1 pseudogene is annotated in these 627 nt (G+C 61.9%); it reads left to right on the forward strand.

The annotated features are described in order from the left end of the window. Positions 1-627: pseudogene (locus tag VQ044_RS25520) on the forward strand (IS1595 family transposase); the annotation flags it as partial.

The following is a 627-nucleotide window of genomic DNA, read 5'->3' on the forward strand; positions in this document are numbered from 1 at the left end:
CAGCCACACGCCGTTGTCGACCTTGGTTCTGGGCGGCTTACTTGATCGCCAGCCACACGCCGGGAATGTCGGCCGTCCAATTTCAGCGGCAGCTCGGCCTGTCGCGCTACGAAACCGCTTTCGGCATCCTTCATAAGCTCCGCGCCGGGATGGTGCGCCCGGAGCGCGACAAGATTGGCGGCAAGCCGCAAGAACATGTCGAAGTGGATGAAACGTGGGTTGGAGGACGGACCCGCGGCGAAGGCCGGGGCGTCCATCACAAGGTTCTCGTCTCCTGCGCCGTGGAGGTGCGTCACCGCAAGCCGGGAACCAAGCTCGACAATCGGAAAGACGGTCGCTACGCGGGGCGCGTTCGTCTCGCTGTCGTCCCTGACCGTAGCGCCAATTCGCTCTGCGGATTCGTCGAAAACGCCGTCGCTCCCGGATCGCTGATCGTCACGGACGATTGGAGCGGCTATGCCGGCCTTCGCAAGCGCGGATTCGACCACCACGCGATCGCCGAATGCGGAGACCCAGAGATCGCAGAGGAATTCCTGCCGATCATCCACTTGGTCTTCGCCAATCTGAAGACTTGGATCAATGGCATCCATCATGGAGTCAGCGCCAAGCATCTACAAGCCTACCTCA

This window comes from Aurantimonas sp. C2-5-R2, assembly GCF_036549495.1.
Lineage (GTDB): Bacteria > Pseudomonadota > Alphaproteobacteria > Rhizobiales > Rhizobiaceae > Aurantimonas > Aurantimonas coralicida_A.